General features: G+C 47.5%; 14 protein-coding genes. 5 read left to right on the top strand and 9 right to left on the bottom strand.

Going from position 1 to position 17,418, the window contains the following annotated elements; translation table 11 throughout:
• Positions 1–252: 252 nt before the first annotated feature.
• Together I1H34_RS11170 and radA are read right to left on the bottom strand one after the other, a co-directional pair.
• The gene (locus I1H34_RS11170; RefSeq protein WP_212665682.1) at positions 253–2,922 is read right to left on the bottom strand and encodes an ATP-binding protein; all 2,670 of its coding nucleotides are present in this window, start codon (positions 2,920–2,922) and stop codon (positions 253–255) included.
• A 324-nt stretch (positions 2,923–3,246) separates the two neighbouring features.
• Complete coding sequence (radA, locus tag I1H34_RS11175) at positions 3,247–4,710, bottom strand: DNA repair protein RadA (protein WP_212665683.1); 1,464 nt, start codon at positions 4,708–4,710, stop codon at positions 3,247–3,249.
• 158 nt (positions 4,711–4,868) lie between these two features.
• On the opposite strand from radA, the gene rpaB reads away from it, so the two are divergent.
• Entirely contained in the window at positions 4,869–5,603 is a 735-nt protein-coding gene (gene rpaB / locus I1H34_RS11180; RefSeq protein ID WP_212665684.1) for a response regulator transcription factor RpaB, read from the top strand.
• A gap of 73 nt (positions 5,604–5,676) precedes the next feature.
• Here the strand turns inward: rpaB and I1H34_RS11185 are convergent, their stop codons facing one another.
• Positions 5,677–6,468: a TetR/AcrR family transcriptional regulator gene (locus I1H34_RS11185; RefSeq protein ID WP_212665685.1), complete on the bottom strand. Its 792-nt coding sequence runs from the start codon at positions 6,466–6,468 to the stop codon at positions 5,677–5,679.
• 52 nt (positions 6,469–6,520) lie between these two features.
• Between I1H34_RS11185 and I1H34_RS11190 the strand changes: the two genes are divergently transcribed.
• Both I1H34_RS11190 and I1H34_RS11195 read left to right on the top strand, forming a co-directional pair.
• Positions 6,521–7,522, top strand: a complete 1,002-nt coding sequence (locus I1H34_RS11190) for a Rieske 2Fe-2S domain-containing protein (RefSeq protein ID WP_315874880.1) — start codon at positions 6,521–6,523, stop codon at positions 7,520–7,522.
• A 129-nt stretch (positions 7,523–7,651) separates the two neighbouring features.
• Positions 7,652–10,180, top strand: coding sequence for a sigma 54-interacting transcriptional regulator (locus I1H34_RS11195; RefSeq protein WP_212665687.1), 2,529 nt, complete (start codon positions 7,652–7,654; stop codon positions 10,178–10,180).
• A 189-nt stretch (positions 10,181–10,369) separates the two neighbouring features.
• Here I1H34_RS11195 and I1H34_RS11200 read toward each other — a convergent pair whose 3' ends face one another.
• The 3 genes from I1H34_RS11200 to I1H34_RS11210 form a co-directional block, all read right to left on the bottom strand.
• Positions 10,370–10,516 carry a hypothetical protein gene (locus tag I1H34_RS11200; protein WP_212665688.1) on the bottom strand — a complete coding sequence of 49 codons (147 nt, stop codon included), beginning with the start codon at positions 10,514–10,516 and terminating at the stop codon, positions 10,370–10,372.
• A gap of 239 nt (positions 10,517–10,755) precedes the next feature.
• Positions 10,756–11,016 (bottom strand): hypothetical protein, encoded by a 261-nt coding sequence (locus I1H34_RS11205; RefSeq protein WP_212665689.1) that lies wholly within the window; start codon positions 11,014–11,016, stop codon positions 10,756–10,758.
• Between the two features lie 34 nt (positions 11,017–11,050).
• A complete protein-coding gene (locus tag I1H34_RS11210; RefSeq protein ID WP_212665690.1) occupies positions 11,051–11,845 on the bottom strand; it encodes a polysaccharide deacetylase family protein in 795 nt (264 codons plus the stop codon).
• A gap of 153 nt (positions 11,846–11,998) precedes the next feature.
• On the opposite strand from I1H34_RS11210, the gene I1H34_RS11215 reads away from it, so the two are divergent.
• Positions 11,999–12,520, top strand: a complete 522-nt coding sequence (locus I1H34_RS11215; protein ID WP_249370010.1) for a hypothetical protein — start codon at positions 11,999–12,001, stop codon at positions 12,518–12,520.
• An 11-nt stretch (positions 12,521–12,531) separates the two neighbouring features.
• Complete coding sequence (locus tag I1H34_RS11220) at positions 12,532–13,155, top strand: pentapeptide repeat-containing protein (RefSeq protein ID WP_212665692.1); 624 nt, start codon at positions 12,532–12,534, stop codon at positions 13,153–13,155.
• A gap of 3 nt (positions 13,156–13,158) precedes the next feature.
• Here I1H34_RS11220 and I1H34_RS11225 read toward each other — a convergent pair whose 3' ends face one another.
• The 3 genes from I1H34_RS11225 to I1H34_RS11235 all read right to left on the bottom strand — a co-directional run bounded on the left by I1H34_RS11225 (position 13,159) and on the right by I1H34_RS11235 (position 17,363).
• Positions 13,159–14,022, bottom strand: a complete 864-nt coding sequence (locus tag I1H34_RS11225) for a pentapeptide repeat-containing protein (protein WP_212665693.1) — start codon at positions 14,020–14,022, stop codon at positions 13,159–13,161.
• A 140-nt stretch (positions 14,023–14,162) separates the two neighbouring features.
• Positions 14,163–14,816 (bottom strand): YIP1 family protein, encoded by a 654-nt coding sequence (locus tag I1H34_RS11230; protein ID WP_212665694.1) that lies wholly within the window; start codon positions 14,814–14,816, stop codon positions 14,163–14,165.
• An 87-nt stretch (positions 14,817–14,903) separates the two neighbouring features.
• The gene (locus I1H34_RS11235; protein ID WP_249370012.1) at positions 14,904–17,363 is read right to left on the bottom strand and encodes a response regulator; all 2,460 of its coding nucleotides are present in this window, start codon (positions 17,361–17,363) and stop codon (positions 14,904–14,906) included.
• Positions 17,364–17,418: the final 55 nt, after the last annotated feature.

Consider the following 17,418-nt stretch of genomic DNA (forward strand, 5'->3'; position numbering starts at 1 on the left):
TCGTCGTTAATCACCCAGGTGAATGGCTCAACATTCTGGGCAACATGAATGATCGGATGCCTGTTTCAACTGTGTTGAAGCTTCTATTTGGCACGGTCATTGCAGATTGAGGATATGTCTACCCACTCTGGTTTGAGCCATGACTGACCCAATCCCAATCGAGTTGCTGGGTGTCGAAGAGCCTGCTCACTTCACTTAGGGATTGTATCAGTGAATGATCGACAGGTGATAGGGCACAAGGAAGCCTGAATCCTAGGATTGGGAGAGTAAATTGAGACTTTCTAAGGCATCTAAGATCAGGTCGAATCGATAAGCCCTGACTAACTCAGTCAGGGTCTGTATGAGGGGAGCATATTGATCGGGGATGTGGGTGAGAAGTTGCTCAATTTTAGGGTTGTCTAGAGATTGTGATGCTTTGATGAGCTGAAGCTGCCATTCTGGGGGCAGATGTTGGAGATCTTGCAAAATCACAATATTGTCAGCAGAGGTGAGGGCTGAGGGGTGGGCTGCCTGGATAAACTCTACCTGCAGATGTTGGGCCATTTGTTCCCATATTTCTGAGGTACGAAAGGGTTTGCAAACGAATCCATCGAACCCGTCTTGCAATGCTTGGGTGCGATCGCAATCAAATATATTCGCCGTGAGGGCAATGACAATAGGCGGGTTAGCCGTGGCTTTAATCTGCTTTAGAGCCGTCTTACCATCCATAATAGGCATCTGTAAATCCATCCAAATCAGATGGGGTTGCCATTGCTGATTCTTCTCGATGGCCTCTTGACCATGGATAGCTTCTTGGGTGTCAAAGCCCACGGAAGAGAGTAGATTCACCATTAATTGGCGGTTTTCGAGTTGATCATCGACGACTAAAATTCGCCAAGGTGCTTCATTTGAGGCCAGGTGAACAATGTTGTTATATTGGCACCTGCTCGTTGGGAAAGTGGTTGTCTGGTTCGTTTGAATGGTGCAATAAAAAGTACTGCCTTCGTTTAAGGTACTGGTGACGGTAATGTCCCCCCCCAGCAGTCTGGCAAATTTGCGACTAATGGCCAGGCCGAGTCCGGTGCCTTCTTGGCTTTTTTGGCCTGTGCGGGTTTGCACAAAAGGCGTAAAAATATCTTCTAAAGCTTCGGGATTGATGCCACGACCCGTGTCCTGAACGGTGAACTCCAAACTCATAGAGCTCTCTGCTTTTGGATTCTCAAGGGGACGGACATTCAAGTTGACTTGACCTGTTTGCGTAAACTTAATGGCATTTCCCAGCAGATTAATCAGAATTTGCCGTACTTTGATCGGGTCAGTTTCAATAAAAGGGGGGATGTCAGGATCGTAAGTTGTGGACAGTTCAATCCCTTTGGCATTGGCTTTTAATTGCATCATCGTTTGCAGTGTGTCCAGCAGCTCGATGAGATCGAGGGAGGATGGATGGACAACAATTTGGCCCGCTTCGATTTTAGAAAGCTCTAAGACATCGTTGATCAAGGTGAGCAAATGTTCGCCACTGCGGTTGATGATACCCACATGGTTTTGGTGGACCTCTGCCAGATTCCCTTCACTTTGCAGTAACTGACTAAATCCCAAAATGGCATTGAGGGGGGTGCGGAGTTCATGGCTCATATTGGCGAGGAACTCTGTTTTGGCATAGTTGGCGATTTCAGCTTTTTCTTTGGCGGTTGCTAATTCTGTTGTTCTTTGCGCCACGCGCTTTTCCAGGGTTTGTTGCGCCAGTTTGAGTTTGGTTTGATTGGTATGCAGCTCCTGGGCGATTTGTTTTTGCAGCCGAATGTAATGGCTTAACAACAGGATGGTGATTGAGCCAGAGGCAAAGATGACTGAAATGACAATGATTAAACTTTGATTTTCTTCAAACCAGGACAGGTCTTGATTGATGACCTGACTATCTGGCGGAAGATTATCAAGGGATAGGCCTGCTCGTTTAAGCATTTTGGCATCAAAGACCCACAGGTTTTTTGATTTGAGGATCGGTGGAATTTGATCCACTGATGTTCCTTTAAGAATTTGTAGTGCTAAGGCAACCGCTTGTTGGGCATGGAAATTGCCATCTAATATTTTTCCACCGACAACTCCTGCCCCCATCATGAGAGAAGTATCAACATAAATGGGGTTGGGGATGGTCTGGGCGAGAAGGTTGGAGGCTTTCTTAAAGTCCATTAAAGGCCCTGTAGCAGATTCTTGTCGAAGCTGTCCCAACATGAAAATGGGCCAATGGTCAGGATATTGACCAATTTCTGCGGCAATCTGTTGGGGGACTAGATCGACAATCGTGACGAGTTGTTTGGGAGCCTGGGGGTGAGTCCGCAATTTTTCGATCTGCTTTTGGTTCGCTTTTCCTGATGCAGACGTGTCACTCACAAGAATGACACCGTTGCTTTGGGTTTGGCGCGCGGCTTCTAGTATCGTTTCCTGATTACTGTGGGTTTCATATACTCCCGTCATTCCAGGGCTTCTGAGTAAAGAATGACGAACGTGGTTAATGCCGAAATATACCAGTGGAACTTTGGACAGAAAAATACGGCGATACTCCAGTACCAGATTCAAGCCTGGATCGTCGCCGACCATCAATACATCAATGGAAGTATCTTGATATTTTTGCTGTAAATAGTTCAGATATTCTTGTTTGTGGGGCGCTTGTGGATATCGCTTGAGGTCCAAATACTCGTGAAAGATACGGAGGTTGCGATCGCTTCTTTGAAACCCTTGATCAATCCCCTCTTTTTCTTGTTGGGTCCAGGATAGTTCTGCATGATAGGAATGGATGACGAGGACATTCTTTGTGGCGAATGCAGGGGTACTGATCCCTGCAATTAGCAAACTAATGGGCATCCAAATTGGGCATACAGAGGTTTGGGTTACTTTGGCTAGTAGCTTCCCAAGGCTGTTCAACCGTTTTTGCCGAATGGTCATGGATGATCAGTTGATACAATGTCCTCCATGGAAATGGTAACGTCAGCTATCTTAAAAATGATGATAGATAATCAATTTGTATCCAACTTTTTGAGAGAAAGCAGGTCAATAGACTGGAATCTCTAGGATTGGATGGGTTATTTAGCCACCCATATTCCCATGCTGGAGCTGAATGGCGCTGTCAAGAAAATTCTATATACCCAGAGGAAAGCGACCCTACTGGGGTGCGTGGTATGAAGAGACTGGTTCTAGGACCAGATGGACTGGAAACGGAGGAAATCTTCTTGCTTAAGGAAAAAAGCATTAAGTTTAATGCTCTGCAATCTACTGTGTAGATTGGCCGCCGGGGAGAGCTGCCACAATAGCATCGGCAACCCGAGCAACGGGAATGATTTCGATATCCAAACTGGGAAAAGACTGGCCTTTAGGAATGATGGCCCGTTTAAATCCCAACTTGAGGGCCTCTTTCAGACGTAATTCGGTTTGCGATACGGAGCGGACTTGGCCGCCCAATCCCACCTCGCCAATAACGACGGTGGTTGGGTCTACCAGGCGATCTCGGAAGCTGGCTGCGAGTGCGATCGCAACTCCCAAATCTGCAGCGGGTTCGGCCACACTCAATCCACCGGAAGAAGCCACATAGGCATCTAGCTTAGAGAGGGGAATCCCCAGCCGTTTCTCTAACACAGCCAGAATTTGCAGCAACCGATTATATTCAATGCCTGTCGTCGAACGGCGTGGTGAACTATAGCTGGTGGGACTGACCAAGGCCTGCAGTTCCACCACAATTGGACGGGTGCCTTCGCAAGCGACGATAGTGGCGGTCCCTGGCGATACCTCTTCGCGGTCCCCCAAAAATAATTCCGATGGATTCAAGACTTCGCGCAAGCCCCGATCAATCATTTCAAAAACACCAACTTCGTGAGTCGCACCAAACCGATTTTTCACTGACCGGAGTAATCGGTGATTCGCAAACCGATCCCCTTCAAAATAGAGCACGGTATCGACTAAATGTTCTAAAACCTTGGGACCTGCAATTGCCCCTTCCTTTGTGACGTGACCGACGATAAATAACGTAATGTGGTTTCGTTTTGCCAGTCGCATCAGGGCTGACGTACATTCCCTAACTTGGGCGACGGAACCGGGGGCCGAGGTTAAAGTAGAGAAAAATAGGGCTTGAATACTATCAATAATGGCGACCTGAGGTTGCAGAGAATCTAACTCTTGCAGCACCAATTCCAGGTCAGTTTCGGGTAACAGGTATAAATTGTCATTCTCTAAATTATCTTTTTGCTCAGTGGCGGTCTCTGAAATCTCTTTTTTTAAAATTAAATCTCCAATTCCCAATCTCTGGGCGCGTAATTTAACCTGTTGGCCAGATTCTTCCGCGCAAACATAGAGAACGGTTTGCCGCGAGCTTAAAAAATTGACAATTTGCAACAAAAGGGTTGATTTTCCGATTCCCGGATCACCCCCTACCAATACTAAAGAACCTGGGACAATGCCTCCCCCTAACACCCGATCGAGTTCAACGTAACCCGAACTAAATCGCTGTATTGGCTGCTCAGAAATCTGGGTTAATGTCAGGGAAGAAAGCGCTTGGGGGGCAGCATTACGTTTCTGGCGATGTCGTTGCGCCAAGCGGGTTCCGTCTGTTGCTGCAGGTGCATTGGGCACCACTTGTTCGACTAAAGAATTCCAAGTGTGACAGGAGGGACATTTACCAAAAAACTGGGGAGAAGCTGCACCACATTCTTGGCAAATGTAATGAGTTCGTGTTTTTGCCATATAATTCTTAAATAAAATTGAACTGTAAATATTCTTAAAGTCTTTAGTCTGAAAGCATTTCAGCGTTTTTTCCTGTTACTAACTTCATGCTAACTTAATAACAGAGGACAAAAATTTAACTTTTAGCAATGACTCGCAATTAAGGAGCATTAAGGAAATTGGAAAATCATAAAGAGAAAATTCTGGTGGTCGACGATGAAGCGAGTATTCGTCGCATCCTAGAAACACGCCTCTCCATGATTGGCTACGATGTGGTCACCGCTGCAGATGGGGAAGAAGCCATCGATACATTCCATCATGCCATTCCTGACTTAGTTGTCCTTGATGTAATGATGCCAAAACTGGATGGCTATGGTGTCTGCCAAGAACTCCGCAAAGAATCTGACGTGCCCATTATTATGCTGACGGCTCTGGGTGATGTCGCCGATCGGATTACCGGCTTGGAACTCGGTGCCGACGATTATGTGGTTAAACCGTTTTCACCGAAAGAATTAGAAGCTCGTATCCGCTCTGTTCTACGGCGCGTTAGTAAAAACGGCAACTCTGGCATTCCCAGCTCTGGCGTGATCAGTGTTCATACCTTACGGATCGATACTAACAAGCGCCAAGTCTACAAAGGAGATGAGCGCATCCGGTTGACAGGGATGGAATTTAGCCTGCTGGAACTATTGGTCAGCCGTTCCGGTGAGGCTTTCTCCCGGTCCGATATTTTGCAAGAAGTTTGGGGCTATACTCCTGAGCGCCATGTAGATACTCGGGTGGTCGATGTCCATATTTCTCGACTGAGAGCCAAGCTAGAAGAGGATCCCAGTAACCCTGAGCTGATTCTGACCGCTAGAGGGACAGGATATCTGTTTCAGCGCATTGTTGAGCCTGGGGAAATGCCCGGTTAAGCCTAATTCAGGACTCACGTTCAATTTCATAACCCAGCGATGCCCTATAGATTGTTCATCTATAGGCGTTTTGCTATGGGGACTCATACCCCTTCTTTAGCATCACTGACTCTACAAACTGCTTCCCACAATTCTTACAGAGATAGCATTGTTGCTGTCTGCGTTGCCCATTTTTCGAGAGTCTGTGGGATTGACAATGGGGGCATGTCATTACTTTCATTACATTTGAGCTATCCCCTACATAAGGCTCTAAATATGACATCAGCAGATTTTCTATTTGTTCAGTCAGTCGTTGGCGATGCTCCAAATCACTGGTCCGTAAAGCGGACAAGGTGACGGCATTACTGCTATGGACACAGACTTCTGCCAGCAGGTTAAGCTGGCCTTCAGGTAGGTTAGGATTCCGTTGCTGGAGAATATCCGCTAGAAAATTGATGGCTTCTTGGGTCATGCTTTCGTCAATAGACTGGAACATATCCTGGGAAGTATAAAACTGAATAAAGATGACCCGCGATACGGGATGGGCAAAGAGTTCTACCACTGCTGTGATCAGCTTGTGGATCATTTGGCGCAGGGGTAACTGCACCACTTCTGGGGTATTCAATTCATTCCAAAATAGTTTGACGCGCTCGATGTGGCGCAACTCCATGGCATTGAATATAGCGGCTTTGTTGGGGAAAAACTGATAGAGGGAGCCGACGGCAGTCCCTGCTTGGGCGGCAATTTGGTGGGTGGTAGCGGCATCGTAGCCCACCTGATCAAAGATATCTGCTGCCGCATTGAGGATTTTATCGACCCTTTCTTTGCCTCTTTGCTGTTTAGGCTGTCGACGGAAATGACTTGACGAATATGAATTATCTGTCATATTTTTAAAACACGACGAATCTTTCACAATTTTATAGCGAGCGAAGAAGATGATGCGATCGATGCTTCCCGGTGCGCCTTGGCTATTGGCGCACAAGTCTATGCTGCTTGTCAATCAGCCCCTCAAGGTGACTCTGGACGGACAGGACTATGTGCTTTGGCAGGATGGCACGGGTTCAGTACAAGCCTTGCCCAATCGCTGTCCCCACATGGGGGCGATGCTGTCGGAAGGTTGGTGTGAACTCTTGCCAGATGGAGATGATGGGCAATCAGGGATTGTCTGTCCTTTTCATGCGCTGCAGTTTGATGGCGCAGGTTGCACCGTTCTGCCGGGTACTCAACGCAAAACATTGCCCCAATTACAGCCTCCAGAGCTAATGATTCAAGGCGATTTTATCTGGTCCTATGGCGGCCATGAGCCCCAAATACCGATTCCCAGCATTATGAATGAAATTGCCCAAGCCTATGATTTTATCGGACCTACTGCTGACTACAGCGTAGAAACGGATTTACTGAGTATGCTGCTGGTGATGCATGACTACAACCATCAAAACGGCACTCACCGTGATTTGTTTCAGATCACCGACGTTCAATTCCATCAATTTGTAGACCATGGGCATCAATCCCATGCGTTTTACGACATGCCCACAGAAACCTATCACTGGACGGAAAAGTTGAGAAAGCCAGATCTGATGTTGCTACCCAAAACCATTCAGGCACATTTGGAGAACTATTTTCCGGGGCTGGTCATTTTACATACTGAAACACCCTTAGGAAAAATTGCTCAATGCCATTTCTTTGTGCCTGAGTCAGAACAGCGGACTCGTACTTATATTTTGCTGTTTGCTCAGCTCCAGCATTCACTATTCAAGGTTTTTGGTAATTCTTTTCTCAAATTCGGCCAAGTGGCAGTAGAACAAGATGTCGATATCTTAGCCAAGCTCTATGGTGATGCACCCCAAAATATCAAACTCAATAACGAAGTGGGTATGGATTGGGTTCGACGGAATTTCGACAATTTTCCCAAAGTGGTGGAGCCTCATCTATCCAAGTGAATCGGGCAGTAGGATGGTTCTATTCCTAATCTCTAGTCTTGGTCTGAGATTAGAACCTTGGTTCAGAACCACTGGTTTGAAGGGCATGATATTAAACCTTTCACACCTATATTGAGGAGAAAAATTTCCATGACATCCTCAGAGGATATTAAGGCTTGGTTACAGGAGCATACGGATCTAGATATCTTTCCTGAAAAGATTCTGGATCGGCTGGCTAGAACAGTAGAAGTACAGACGCTAGAAGCCAATCGGCGACTGATTTTAGAAGATACTTTGCCGGATGCGGTATATATTTTGCGTCAAGGCCGCCTTGAAAGCTATCACACCAGTTTGGTGGATACGGCACAGGTCTGTAGCTTGTTGCCAGGGGCTGTACTGCATCTCTTCGACATCTTGCTCGATCAGCCGACCCTTCAAACCATCAATACTTTAACGGATTGCCAGTTGTGGGTGATTTCCAAAAAAGACCTACTCAAGATCGCGGGTGAATATCAAGATGTGACGCGAATTGTGTCGCAAAAGCTGTCTAAAGACTTGGCGAATGTTTCCCAAGAGTTAGTGGCTGAACAGGAACGACAAGCTATCCTCAGACCCTATTTGGTCCCTAAGGCAAATAGAGGAATAGTCGGCTCTAGCCGCTATGCTAAGCGATTGCGAGAGCAACTCAAGGAGGCAGCACGTACTCGCGATTCAGTGATTATCTTTGGCGAACCCGGTCTAGAAAAAGATAATGCAGCCGCTCTCGTTCACTTTGGATCGAACCAAAGACGGGAGCCGATGGTGAAAATTAACTGCAATACTCTACAAATCAGCGGGGCCAGTTTGTTTGGTCGAGTGGGGGGTAAGCCTGGGCTTCTAGAAGCTGTGGGTGAGGGCACGGTTCTTTTAAATAATATTCAAGAACTGCCGCCAGCATTATGCCCACAAATACGACGGCTCTTAGAAACCCAGACTTACGTACCGGTTCAAAGAGACGGGAATGCAGTGAAGCCTCGTACCAGCAATGCTCGCTTAATCTTGACGGCTGAGAAGGTTCAGCCGGAACTGGATGGGGTGATTTCCCATCGGGTTAAGATGCCGCCGTTGCGGGTGAGTAAGGCGGATGTGGGTGCCCAAGTTGAGTACTATATCAGTCTACTTTCTAAAGAACAGGGCTTTGCTAAGCGCCAGCTGACCCCTGAAGCCTTGCGACGTCTACAAAGCTACAATTACCCGGGCAATATTGTCGAGCTGCATAGTTTGGTGGAGCGTGCGATCGCACAATCGTCTCCCAACGAAGATCTCACTGCCGAAATCTTTTGGGCGGCCCAAGATCGCCAACAGCGGTTCCGGCTTAACCTACTCAATGCCAACCCGTGGTTGCGGCGATTTCTCCGCAGTCCCTGGTGGCCCACCCGCATTAACTACGGCATCGTCTTACCCCTATTTATTTTTGTGGTGATCATTCTATTTGTGGGTCCCCAGCAACGGAGCCAGAACTTTGCCTTGAACTTATTTTGGGCCTGGTGGTGGCCGTTGATATTAATCGGTTTCCCCTTTGTGGGGCGTCTATGGTGCTCCGTCTGTCCCTTTATGATTTGTGGTGAATTGCTGCAAAAGCTGTCTCTCTGGCTGGTGCCGAGACAACTGCGGCAATGGCCCCGGCAGCAGGCTGAACAGTGGGGAGGTTGGTTCTTATTTGGTCTATTTACCCTGATCTTTCTCTGGGAAGAACTCTGGAATTTAGAAGATACGGCCTATCTGTCTAGCTGTCTGCTGCTGCTGATTACGGCAGGTGCCATCATTTGCTCACAGATTTTTGAGCGCCGATTTTGGTGTCGATATCTTTGTCCTATCGGAGGAATGAATGGCTTATTTGCCAAACTTTCTATGACTGAGCTAAGGGCTCAACAAGGCACCTGCTCTGCTGAGTGCAGTACCTATCAATGCTACAAAGGCGGACCTGAAAAAGGAGAAGGACAAGAAACAACAGGCTGCCCCCTTTACTCTCATCCCGCTCAATTGGAAGATAATAGGGACTGCGTGCTCTGTATGACTTGTTTGCAGGCCTGCCCCCACCGTTCTGTAGAGTTCAATTTGCGTCCCCCCGGTATCGAATTGTGGACAACCCACACCCCTCGAATCTATGAGGCCGCATTGCTCCTGCTGTTGTTAGGGGGGATTTTCCTGCATCGACTTCCTGAATTGCAAACCTGGATTGGGCTAGATTTGCATCTGCAGCAATTTTCAGTCCATGCTCTGGTGTCTTGTTTGGTGTTGGGGATAGCTGCTTTGATTCCCTTACTTTCCCATGCCGTCTTATGCCGTATCAGTCCTAACTTGAAACCAAGGCCCTTTATAGAATTGGTTTATGGCTATTTACCTCTAGTCCTCGGTGGTACCTTAGCCCATTATTTACGATTAGGACTGACCGAAGCAGGTCAAATTCTACCCGTCACCTGGGCCACGTTTGGCTTGGCTGGAGGAGGACTACCGGTCTGGGTAGCCCACCCAGCGGTGGTTAGTTTCCTGCAAGGTTCCACAATATTGGCTGCAATTTTTCTGACGTGGATTCTCACTCAAAAAATTGCTCGACAACCTATCTCTGTCCTTCTGCCTCAGCATATGACGAGCCTAGGATTAGGCGTCTGTTTGTGGTCTGTGATTGTGGGAATGTAATGGGTGCTGGAAGAGTACTAAAACTTTTAAATCAGTCTCTATTCAGATCTGTTTGCTGATGGAAACTAAAGAATGGGTTTGCCCCTATAAGAGAGAGGCAAACCCATTCTTTTTGGGTTAAGATCTAGCCTTTTTGATAGCCCTTAACCACAATAATGCAGAAAACAAACAGATTGTGGATGAATCGGATTACACATCATAGACCCGACAGGCATCGGACCAGTCATTGATGGCACAGTATTGATCCCAAGTGCTTGGTACAACGTCTGCTTGGTTTGGCTTGGGGAGTAATTCAGTGGTTGTGTTGGGGGTTGTTTGTTGTTTGATTTGAGTCATTGTTTTTACCTAAATTCTACTCGGGCAGTGTCGTAGATTGGAGGCCACACAATTCTCAAGTGAGTCATCAGAAAATAATTGAAATAGGGAATCTTTTTTCTGATGTAGCCCCATCTGCGATGTCTTTAATGTAGGCGATCTTCTTGAGATCATCCTGAATAGTTTCTGAGAAAACTGAGCAACTTTGAAAAGGGAAAATTGCGAAAAAACAAAAGATTTTTGGCTTGATTGCGATGAAATTAGCTTTGCTTCTGAAAGTGATTGGTGCCAGCAAATGCACCGGATAGCCACATTAAGCCAAACATTATTAGGGTGATGGCTGATGCATGGCCAAAAATTCTGAGGGTGTCGAGAAGAACCATTACATTGTCCTCTGCTGGGTTGATACGGTTTAGTATGCTGGGCCAGCTAATAGAAAGCAGTGATCGATTTCTGGGGTGGGAGTGATTGCCATCACCCATGGCATGAGGAATGGCCAGTGCCCCCGATTTAGAAGTCATTCGGAGGAAATAGACCTCGGTTTGATGGGGTAAATTATAAGGAATTGGATTTGGAGGCTTCCCGGTATAGCTCAGTCAGGGTAACGACTCGATATCCTTTTTGTTTGAGTTGGGGCAAAATCTGATTCAGCGTCTGGACGGTTCGCAGCCCCCAGGCCCCCTCAGGTCCATAGTCATGGAGAACGATAATACTGCCGGGTTGGACATTCGCCAAAATCTGTTGAGCGGCGAAATCTGAAGACGGCAGATTTGTGTCATAGGGCCATGGTGCCCCCAGGGCAATTTTGTATCCTTGCTGTTGAGCAATCTCAGCCATCTCTGGAGTGCAGCGGCCACTCCCTGGACGCATCCACTCCAGGGATGTTTTATGGTTGGCGGCAGCTAGGATATCCTGTTCTGCGGTTTGCAAAGCAGTTTGGAATTCAGGTAAGGGAAGGCTGATGCTGGGGACATCAATGGTGAGGTGATTACCTAACTCGTGGCCTTGCCTGACCATTTGGGTGATAAAGGCTTGGTTCTGAGCCGATAATCTACTGCTGATCATAAAAAAGGTTGCTTTGGCATCGTGCTGTGCCAAAACCTGCAATATTTTTCCGGTGGTATTGGTATCCCCTGCTCGTTGATCATCGGGGCCATCATCAATCGTGAGGGCGACAATCGGTTGCTCGGTGGGGAGATAGAAAATCGCACCTGGACAAATTAAGGGGGCTAGGCGATCAATTGCCCACCGGGGCTGCATCCAGAGTACTAGCAATGCTGCGATGAGTGTTCCAATGGCCAGCCCTGCGATTTGGAGTCGGTATCGGATAAAGAAGCGAAAGTTAGCCATATAAAACAATGGATTGAGGAGGGATGAATCCTGTCTTTCAGCCTAGGTTCTAGCCGAATCTACAGCAAGAATCGTGACAGGAACTCCAAAAGCTGAAAAGATAAAGATTACAGAAAGTAAACATATCATTAACAAAAGATTCATTTTATGACGATGAAACAACAATATGTGGTGTCAAGTGTCTTGTTAGGTGCTTTAGCGTTTGTTGCCCCCGCTCAAGCAGCTGGTCGGGTGGCTGGCTATCAATATGCTGTGTTTCAAGATAGTGAAGCCCCTCTCGAAGACAACGTCATTCACTACATTCCTTGCTATCCCCAAAATGATTGCAACGAGTTAGCCACCAAGCTAACCGCAGAACTTCGTCAAGCCCAGGTAAACCTGACTCGGGCACGATTGACTCTAGAAAAGCCCATCGAAGCTTGGACGCTATTCACCCAACTCGATCAGCAGTTTTTGCCTCAGATTACCGATAAGAAGGGGTATAAAACCACGACTACCCAAAAGAAAGGGGTCTTTTCTTTTTACTGTCCAACCAAAACCTGCTTGGTCTATTCCTTTGGTACGGTCCGCGATCGCTTCAATTATTGGGTCACTGTGGCTAAGAGCCGGAAGCGTTGGGACTTGGGGCCTGGCAGAGGCTTTGTTGAAGACAAACCTGAAAAGCTAGGGAATTAATCATTAGAATTATGAACTATAAATCTTTCATCCTGGCGTTGGGCTTGGTTGCGATCGCATTTCCCGCCCAGGCAGAATTACCCGAACATATTCAACAATTGCTCAATACTCGTCGCTGTATTCGCTGTGATTTATCCCGTGCTAATTTTGGCGGCATGGATCTGAGCGTTACTAACTTGCAAGGGGCGAACCTGATTTTCTCCAACTTGGAGAATGCTAACCTCAACGCCTCTAACCTGACGGGTGCCAAGCTCATTCAGGCCCGAATGTCAGATGCGAATCTGCAAACCACCAACCTCAGCGTTACGGATTTGAGTAAAGCTGATTTGCGAGGCGCTAATTTGGCGGGCGCGGATTTGCGTAGCAGCCGCATGACGTCTGCCAATCTGAAAGGGGCAAAACTGCAACAAGCCAAACTCCAAGGGGTGAACTTAGGTTCAGCTAATCTGAAAGGGGCAAAGCTGAATGGAGCTAATTTGTTCTCAGCTGATTTAAGGGGCGCTAATCTCCAAAATGCTGATCTCACAGGTGCAAATCTTAAGGAAGCTGATTTGAGTGGCGCTAATGTGAAGGGAATTAAGCTCACGGATGCAGACCTAACAGGGGCCACCCTCCCGGATGGCATTTCCCAGTAGGTCTTACTTGCAGGTTGCCAAGGCTTGAATTGAGGCGGGGATATCCATTTGACAGAATTTAGCCCCGCTTAAATCAGCATTGCTTAGGTTGGCATCTCGTAAGTTGACATCTGTCATGGCGATTTTGCCGAGATGGGCACTACTTAAGTCGGCCCCGCTGAGATTGACGCTTTCTAAAGTGGCTTTTCTCAGATCTGCATGGTTTAACTTGGCCCCATTGAGGTTGGTGTACTTCAGTTGGGCCTGCTTTAGTTTTGCCCCTTTTAAGTTGGCTTCGCTGAGATTAGCGTTGGCCAAATAGACTTGGTTGAGATTCGCACTCTTGAGGTTGCTTTTATTGAAATTAGCCTCTCTTAGGTCGCTGAAGTAGACGCGACGATTGCCTTGGGCTGTTTCTACCACAGCAACGCTAAAGTCAGCATCTTCTAAAGCGGCTTCAAACAAGTTGGCCCGGCGCAAATCGGCGCCTTTGAGCTTGGCTTTGACTAAGGTTGCCTGGGTTAAATTGGCGTCTTGCAAATTGGTGGCTTGCTTGAGGGTTGTGGTTAAGCTGGCCCGTCGTAGGGTGGCTTTGCTGAGATTGGCAGATTGCAGATTAGCGCTCTCTAGATTGGCATCGTCCAAATTAACGCCCTGTAAATTGGCCCCTTGCAGGTTTGCTCCCTGCAAGCTAGCGCCTTTTAAATTTTGATCTTGAAAATTAGCTCCCCTGAGGTCGCAACCCTCACAACTGTTCGTGGCCTTTAGCTGCTGAAGATGCTCGGGGTTGGGAGTCTGAGGGGTATTGCTGGCAGCCCCCAGAGGAAATAACGCGATAAAAGTGGTGACTGTTCCTATAGCGAGACTGCCTTTATTCAACTGTTTCATGTCATTCACCCAAATTAAAAAACGGTCTGCAATAGGTATTTATTCTCTAATCACTGTACTGTGATCAGGACAATGTTACAAAATGCTAAGGTATCGAGCCTTACCTCGGGGGTGAACCTGCAGACCTGAAAAATTGACCGTTATAGCACTCGCCAAATCAATAGCCAAAGGGTCAAAATACTGGTGGTCAACATCGCTTTTTGGGGGGCAAGGCACTTGACGCCCCAGTACAGTAACCATAATGACCAGAGGCTACCTACCAAGACGCACCAAAATAGCAGTTGGAGGAACACGTGTCCGTTCAAGATTTGGCTGTATAGGTGGAGCCAAGTTAGGTATTGGTTGAATAGGGGTTCTTCCGGTCTAAATGCTACAAATTGGGTAAAGGGAATCACGCGTCCGGTCGCTGGCCATAGCCCGGCAGCGCCCACCATGATCAATCCCACAATTGCCAGGGGCCATTGGGTCCACCCTGCAAGCTGCCAAGCCCGCCTTTGGCCGGTGAGCCATTGAATCATCCATCCGTACACTCCCCAGCTCAATAAGGGCCAACCCATTAAGCCAATGAGTAGGAGGATTACCCAAAACGGGGGGCTTCCAGTTTCGGCCCTGAAAGACTGTATTAACTCGGTAGAAATAATGGGGGATAAGTTCCGGGTCCAGAGCCCATAGGCGATGTACCGGAGCCAGCCTGCACTTAAGACAATGCCTAAGGGCACCCAATGTTGAAGCGGTTGATCAAATAGTTGCCGAAAAAAGCGGTGGGGTTGAACAATCAGTGTCCACAGGTTCATCGTTCCATTCTAAAACCTTGGTTTGTATTCACACCTATTAATTGTATTTTTAGGTGTTAAGTCTGGTTTATTTTAGGTGTAATATTTCTATGTGAATTCTGACAATATCCGTTCAAGTCCTTTGAGTCGAACGGGTTTTGCAATGTAGTCGTCCATGCCTGAGGCTAAATACGACTCGCGATCGCCCTGCATCGTATTGGCTGTCATAGCAACAATGCGTGGCCGAGTTGTGTTATCCCACTCTTCACAAATACTCTGGGCTGTGGTGATGCCGTCCATCTCCGGCATTTGGACATCCATCAGCACCACATCATAGGTTTGTTTACGCAATGCTGCTAGCACCTCCAATCCATTGGTGACCAGATCTGCTTGATAGCCCAAGCGATCGAGTAACTTAAGAATGACTTTTTGATTGACAACGTTATCTTCCGCCACCAAAATTCTGACCGGAGAAGTGGTCGGTGGTTGGAGTGGCTTGGATGTTGAGGGCTGGACAATATCGGACAGATGAGTGGAGAGAGATTTGATTAGGGCCTGGTAGAGCCTAAATTGCTTAACGGGTTTACTGAGAGAGGCCGATAGAAGAGGCTGATATTGCCAAATGGCTGCACTTTCGCCGATGGCACATAAGCCAATAATGGGGAGTGGGGCTTGAACATGATTTTGAGTCAGCTCCGACAGGAGTCTGGGCCAGGCCATATCGGGGAGCTGCAGATCTGCGATCGCAACATCAAATCTCATGTTCCTAACCCATTCCATGGCCTCCCAGCCAGATGAAGCCAAGGTGGGAACTAATCCCCAAGTCTGGACTTGTTGGCAAAGAATCTGGCCCGTGCTGGCATTGTCTTCTACAATCAAAACCCGTTTATTTTGGAATTGGGGTTCTGTTTCTCGGTGATCCTCAGGGCCTGGTAAAGCAGAAGCCGCAATGGTGAAGAAAAAGGTTGAACCAATCCCCACCTGACTCTCCACCCAAATCGTCCCGCCCATCAGCTCGCAGAGTTGTTTGCTAATGGCCAATCCTAATCCCGTTCCACCATATTCCCGGGTAATGGAGGAGTCTAGTTGGCAAAAAGACTGAAACAGTTTTTGCTGATGATCCGGGGCAATGCCAATGCCGGTATCTTTGACGGCAAAGAGGAGTTCATGGAGGGATAAAGGGACTTCTGGGGTCATCTCCGCAGTGGCGACATCTCGGGCAGAGATGGTTACAATGACTTCGCCAGAGGCCGTGAACTTCACCGCATTTCCCAGCAGGTTGACAAGGATTTGCCGGAGGCGATTGGCATCTCCCTGGATATGGATGGGGGTTCCGGGTTCAATACAATAAGCCAGTTCCAGCCCTTTGGCTGTCGCTTTGGAGTTGACAATATCTAAGGCTTCTTCCACACAGGTGGAGATGGGGAAGGGATGTAGCTCTAGTTCTAATTTCCCTGACTCAATTTTCGAAAAATCAAGAATGTCATTAATGATATTGAGGAGTGATTCACCGCTGGTTCGAATCGTTTCCACAAAATCCTGCTGATGGGGATCGAGGTGAGTATCTTTCAGTAAATCCGTCATGCCGATCACGGCATTCATCGGCGTGCGAATTTCGTGGCTAATCATGGCCAGGAACTCGCTTTTGGCGAGGTTTGCTGCTTGGGCGGCTTGGCTACTTTCTAGCAGAGCCTGATTTTTGGTTTGGAGGGCAGTTTGTAGTTGTAATGTTTTTTGGAGCTGGAGATACAGGGCGGCCTCGGCTTGTTTGCGTTGGCTAATATCCTGCATTTCTGCAATGAAATAGGAGGGTTTCCCCTGGGAATTGTGGATTAAGGCAACATTTAAGAGGACGGAAAGGGTATGCCCCAACCGATGAAGAAACCGTTTTTCAGTCTGATAACTGGGCGTTTGACCGATTAAGAGCTGTCGAATTTGATGCCGATCAATGTCTTGATCCTCTGGGTGAGTCAGATCTTCAATGCGCAATTTTAGGAGTTCAGATGGCCCATAGCCTAAGAGTTGGCTTAAGGCTAGGTTGACTTGGAGCCAAGATCCATCTAAAGCGAGTAATGCTTTGGCGATGGCGGCATTATTAAAGGATGTCCGAAACCGCTCTTCGATCTGGATGGTTTGTTGCTTGAGCAGGGCTTCCCGTTTCTTTTGTAGATCCTTTTTGATGGTGATATCTCGGCAAATCCCCCAAACCTGCCGATCTCCCGTCCTCGCATCTGTGGTCGGGGTATAAATCGTGTCGTAGTAGTAGCGTTGATGATTAAATACGAGTTCCTGTTCAGCAAAAATTCTTTCCCCCGTTTCCAAGGCCGATGTGATAAATGGATCGATTAGTTCTGCTTGTGGCCCCAAGAGTTTCTGGTTCGTTTGACCCAGGATTTGTTCATAGGCCAACTGCAGCCGCTGGGCACCGATTTTATTGATAGTGATAATTCGCAAATTTCGGTCATAGGCCACGAAGATATCAACCGTTTGGTCAATAAAGGCCGCGAAGGGATTGGCCAATGAAAGAGAAGAAGCGATGTTGAATGGATCCGCAGGCTGTTGTGGCATTGGGATAATCGTTGATCCCCTCAACAGGTCTAAATAGAAAGTCGGCTGACGTAAT

The sequence above is a fragment of the Acaryochloris marina S15 genome (assembly GCF_018336915.1).
Classification (GTDB): Bacteria; Cyanobacteriota; Cyanobacteriia; order Thermosynechococcales; family Thermosynechococcaceae; genus Acaryochloris; species Acaryochloris marina_A.

Bases quoted from the DNA above. Each gene is read 5' to 3' on its own strand.
- I1H34_RS11170 (WP_212665682.1), bottom strand. From the start codon at position 2,922: ATGACCATTCGGCAAAAACGGTTGAACAGCCTTGGGAAGCTACTAGCC.
- radA (WP_212665683.1), bottom strand. From the start codon at position 4,710: ATGGCAAAAACACGAACTCATTACATTTGCCAAGAATGTGGTGCAGCT.
- I1H34_RS11185 (WP_212665685.1), bottom strand. From the start codon at position 6,468: ATGACAGATAATTCATATTCGTCAAGTCATTTCCGTCGACAGCCTAAA.
- I1H34_RS11190 (WP_315874880.1), top strand. From the start codon at position 6,521: ATGCGATCGATGCTTCCCGGTGCGCCTTGGCTATTGGCGCACAAGTCT.
- I1H34_RS11195 (WP_212665687.1), top strand. From the start codon at position 7,652: ATGACATCCTCAGAGGATATTAAGGCTTGGTTACAGGAGCATACGGAT.
- I1H34_RS11200 (WP_212665688.1), bottom strand. From the start codon at position 10,516: ATGACTCAAATCAAACAACAAACAACCCCCAACACAACCACTGAATTA.
- I1H34_RS11205 (WP_212665689.1), bottom strand. From the start codon at position 11,016: ATGACTTCTAAATCGGGGGCACTGGCCATTCCTCATGCCATGGGTGAT.
- I1H34_RS11210 (WP_212665690.1), bottom strand. From the start codon at position 11,845: ATGGCTAACTTTCGCTTCTTTATCCGATACCGACTCCAAATCGCAGGG.
- I1H34_RS11215 (WP_249370010.1), top strand. From the start codon at position 11,999: ATGAAACAACAATATGTGGTGTCAAGTGTCTTGTTAGGTGCTTTAGCG.
- I1H34_RS11220 (WP_212665692.1), top strand. From the start codon at position 12,532: ATGAACTATAAATCTTTCATCCTGGCGTTGGGCTTGGTTGCGATCGCA.
- I1H34_RS11225 (WP_212665693.1), bottom strand. From the start codon at position 14,022: ATGAAACAGTTGAATAAAGGCAGTCTCGCTATAGGAACAGTCACCACT.
- I1H34_RS11230 (WP_212665694.1), bottom strand. From the start codon at position 14,816: ATGAACCTGTGGACACTGATTGTTCAACCCCACCGCTTTTTTCGGCAA.
- I1H34_RS11235 (WP_249370012.1), bottom strand. From the start codon at position 17,363: ATGCCACAACAGCCTGCGGATCCATTCAACATCGCTTCTTCTCTTTCA.